Source organism: uncultured Sphingomonas sp. (genome assembly GCF_964235535.1).
Taxonomy (GTDB): domain Bacteria; phylum Pseudomonadota; class Alphaproteobacteria; order Sphingomonadales; family Sphingomonadaceae; genus Sphingomonas.
The window spans coordinates 39,412-41,169 of the sequence record NZ_CAXSBH010000020.1; the positions used below are offsets into that span (position 1 = coordinate 39,412).

General features: G+C 73.3%; 3 protein-coding genes. 1 reads left to right on the plus strand and 2 read right to left on the minus strand.

Annotation, left to right across the window (positions count from 1 at the left end; all coding sequences use genetic code 11):
- Positions 1-132 (plus strand): triose-phosphate isomerase (locus tag ACFE7F_RS08245; protein ID WP_375403379.1); only part of this gene is annotated, 132 nt, incomplete at its 5' end.
- Here ACFE7F_RS08245 and ACFE7F_RS08250 read toward each other — a convergent pair.
- Positions 101-1,492 carry a M17 family metallopeptidase gene (locus ACFE7F_RS08250; protein ID WP_375403370.1) on the minus strand — a complete coding sequence of 464 codons (1,392 nt, stop codon included), beginning with the start codon at positions 1,490-1,492 and terminating at the stop codon, positions 101-103. The two genes, ACFE7F_RS08245 and ACFE7F_RS08250, sit on opposite strands and share 32 nt — an antisense overlap.
- Positions 1,489-1,758: TRAM domain-containing protein (locus ACFE7F_RS08255; RefSeq protein WP_375403371.1), on the minus strand; the 270-nt coding region annotated here is incomplete at its 5' end. The genes ACFE7F_RS08255 and ACFE7F_RS08250, both read right to left, overlap by 4 nt.

Sequence of the window (1,758 nt, forward strand, 5' to 3'; positions counted from 1 at the left end):
TCGGTCACGGACGCGAACGCCGCCGAGCTGCTCGGCGCGGGCGACGTCGACGGCGCGCTGGTCGGCGGCGCGAGCCTGACGGCGGCCAAGTTCGTGCCCATCATCCAGACTGCGGCGCGTATCGTCGCTTGAGCATCGCCCACGCCGCGCGCAGGCCCAGCGCCTCGCCGCCCTTGGGCCGCCCCGGCTTGGCCGCCGGGGTCCAGGCGAAGGTGTCGAGATGCGCCCACGGCGTTCCCGCGGGCACGAAGCGGCGTAGGAACAGGGCGGCGGTGATCGCTCCCGCCATCCCGCCGTCGGGCGCGTTCTGAAGATCGGCCACGTCGGACTTGAGCAGATCGTCATACCCGTCCCATAGCGGCAGCCGCCATAACGGGTCGCGCACCGCCTCGCCGGCCGCCAGCAGGTCGGCCGCCAGCGCCTCGTCGTTGGCGAAGGTCGCGGGCAGCTCCGGCCCCAGCGCAACGCGTGCCGCGCCCGTCAGCGTCGCGAAATCGAGGATCAGCGCGGGCGAGCCCTCGACCGCCCTGGCGAGCGCGTCGGCCAGGATCAGCCGCCCCTCCGCGTCGGTATTGGTGTTCTCGACGCTCAGGCCCAGCCGGCTCCGGAGCACGTCGCCCGGCCGGAAGCTCGAGGCCGATACCGCGTTCTCGACGGCAGGGATCAGCAGGTGCAGCCGGACCGGCAGCGCCGCCATCACCAGCCGCGCGAGCGACAGCGCATGCGCCGCGCCGCCCATGTCCTTCTTCATCAGCCGCATGCCCGCCGACGGCTTGATGTCGAGCCCGCCCGTATCGAAGCACACGCCCTTGCCCACGATCGCGACGCGCGGATGCGCCGGGTCACCCCATTCGAGCTCGATCAGTCGCGGCGCGCGCTCGGGGATGGCGGCTTGGCCGACGATGTGGATCATCGGATAGCCGCGTTTCAGTTCGTCCCCGCGCGTTACCGTCGGCGCCGCGCCGAACTCGGCGGCGAGCGCCTCGGCTTCCGCCTCCAGCTCGGCCGGTCCCAGATCGGCGGCGGGCGTGTCGACCAGATCGCGCACCCGCGCCGTCGCGTCTGCGAGGCGCACCGTCTCCTCGATCGACGCGCCGTCGCCGGTCAGCAGCACGCGCGCGCCGGCCTCCTTGGGCATCCGGTACCGCTCGAACCGGTGCTGCGCGAGCAGCCAGCCGAGCGCGGCCGGGCCGGGATCGCCGTCCGCCAGCCTGTACGCGCCCGGCGGCAGCGCCGATCCGCGCGAGGCGATGCGCCAGGGCGAGGAGGGGGCCTCGCCGCACACCAGCAGTGCGGACCAGTCATCGGCCGTCTCACCGGGCAGGATGGCCGCATCGCCCGCCTTGCCGGTCAGAGTCTGCGCACCCAGAATCGTACGGACGCGGGGCGTCTGCGCGGCGAGCCAGTCGGCGTAGTCCGCGGGTTTGATAACGTGGAGGATGCGGGCGGGCTGGCCACGATCGGGCTGGAGCAGCGCGGCGAAGTCGGTCACGCAGGCTCCCCGACCGGTGCCCCGTACAGATCGTGCTCGTCCGCGTCCTCGATCTCTACGCGCACGATGTGGCCCGGCGACAGGTGCGCGGCGTCGCGCAGGAACACCTGCCCGTCGATGTCGGGGGCGTCGGCCTGCGACCGCCCGGTCGCGCCCGCGCCGTCCTCTTCTGGGCCAACCTCGTCGATGATGACGGGCAACGTGCGGCCGATTTTCGCCTGGAGCTTGGCGGCGGAGATCGCGGCGGTGCGCTCCATCACGCGCGC